Annotated in this window: 2 protein-coding genes; both read right to left on the minus strand. The window is 29.9% G+C overall.

What is annotated here, in order from left to right; translation table 11 throughout:
• Positions 1-104 precede the first annotated feature (104 nt).
• Entirely contained in the window at positions 105-887 is a 783-nt protein-coding gene (locus LB467_RS18500; RefSeq protein ID WP_224475635.1) for a DEAD/DEAH box helicase, read from the minus strand.
• 5 nt (positions 888-892) lie between these two features.
• On the minus strand, positions 893-1,666 hold the full coding sequence (locus tag LB467_RS18505) for a hypothetical protein (protein ID WP_224475636.1): 774 nt from the start codon (positions 1,664-1,666) through the stop codon (positions 893-895).
• Between the last annotated feature and the right edge of the window lie 318 nt (positions 1,667-1,984).

Consider the following 1,984-nt stretch of genomic DNA (forward strand, 5'->3'; position numbering starts at 1 on the left):
AATACCAAGAGAAGACATACAGAAATAGGAAAAGTACCACCTGATCAAATTTATAACCTCAAAAAAATAGCATCATAAATAATTATAAATATCTTTAAACTGTCTTACAGATGGGGAGTATTGTAAACTTGCCGATTTTGACCATCATGTTTAAGAATATTATGAGCTTCATCGATAATTAAAATATCGAAAAATACATTTCTTCTATTAATTAATCTTAGCGCTCTTTCTTGAGTAAAGACTGCTATAAAACTATCCTCATCAATATACATTTCGTCATGCATAATTATGCGCTTCCTTAAGTCTGCAGCTCTTATCATTTGATATGTTTGCATGAGCAAAGATTTAGTTGGAACAATTATTCCAACCTTAGAAGATGCAGTTAAATTTTTACGCAGATAGTCAACTATAATTGAACTTTTTCCGAAAGATGTTGGCGCCAAGTAGCTTTTTTCATTTGCCAAATCCTCTAAGAATTTCTGACTTTTTAAATTTTGTTCTAAAGTTTCAATATAGTCTTTCGGGTTTCTAAATTCTTCTATTCTACTTGAAACTAAATAATCAGTAAAAGAGTCTTCCCTATAAAGATCTTGATTAATTAAAGTTGAAACAATAGGGTAAAAGCCGAAATTGGCTGAAAAATCAAATAAGGGATCAAAGTCATTATATTTTAAAGAATACTTTAAAAATATATAGTAAGATAAGTCAGCATATGATATGAACCTATTATCTTTCTCATAATGCTTTAAAAAAATAATAGCCGTAGCGAGAATTAAAGATTTTTCTGAAAAAGTCAATTCCCTATTGGTAGTAAGCTTTTCGAATATTTCTTGAAAATCTTCTTGTTTTCCAATTGCAGTTAACTTTCTCTTTTCTTCGGGTAGCATATATTTTATTTGGTTAGATAATCTTTTAGCAACTGCAACGATTTCTTGTTAATACATATAATATGAATTTCATCAAATTGCTTTGTTTTAAATTCTCTTTCTAATTCTTCCGTTAATTCCTGCTCATCAATTTCTTCCCAATCGTCAATATAAAAAATAGTTGAAGAAGGTATTATTTTAAGATTTTCAAGAGATTGGTATTTTTTACTATCAAAATCATCTGTTAAATTTTTTAGATTTTTGATAATATCTTTTGAACTATTTACATCAATATGACAAGCATGATTATATGCATTTCGCCAAGGATTATTTCCTTCCTCATCCTTTATTTTTATAGTAAGATCAGCATATGCTTCTTTAATTTTGGATAGGTGAGAAATACCCTTGGTAGTTGAACTTCCAGATTTACTCTCTAAGATCCACTCATTCTCGCTTAGCGAAAAATAACCGTCAAAACCTTTTTTGATTGACCTCTCTTCCAAGTTAAAAAATAAAAACTCTTGTTTAAATCCTTTTTCGTTCAAGTACAAATGGATCATAAATTCAGCTACTGCTCCCAGCTCTATCGTAGTTCCCTTTTTTTTATCCAGATAACCTACTAATCTTTTTTTTATTGACTCTATGCTTGTTTCAGTATCCCCTTCTGTTATTAATCTTATCTTATCATCAATTAATTTTTCTAATTCTGGAGTAATTGAATCTATATTGATAAAATGTAGATAGTTTCCATTTAAAATTTCAATAGATGAATTTTTGAAAACTTTAGAGTGTTGATTCATAAAATATATAATTTTCTACATCGTTTGCACATAACGGTTACAATTATGTGCAAGTAGTGGGATTAGGGACACGGATTTGTCGGCTTATCCTATAGATTCTTGTTTCTCTAAATTACACTTTTCGGTAAAACCGGTATTTGTTATAACCGATCTTGGCTTAGGTATAATACTTTTCTAATATCTCTTTTACATGGATATCTCGGATCGATTTGTGCCAGTGATTTCGGTCGGTTAGTGCCAGGCATTTCGGTTCAAATTGTGCCACTTTTGGTTTTAAGTTAAGCCTATATCGGTTCGTTTTGTGCCAGTTGTTTCGGT

It is taken from the genome of Salegentibacter tibetensis, assembly GCF_020164485.1.
Taxonomy (GTDB): domain Bacteria; phylum Bacteroidota; class Bacteroidia; order Flavobacteriales; family Flavobacteriaceae; genus Salegentibacter; species Salegentibacter tibetensis.

Coding starts and splice junctions, on each gene's coding strand:
- LB467_RS18500 (WP_224475635.1), bottom strand. CDS start 887: ATGCTACCCGAAGAAAAGAGAAAGTTAACTGCAATTGGAAAACAAGAA.
- LB467_RS18505 (WP_224475636.1), bottom strand. CDS start 1,666: ATGAATCAACACTCTAAAGTTTTCAAAAATTCATCTATTGAAATTTTA.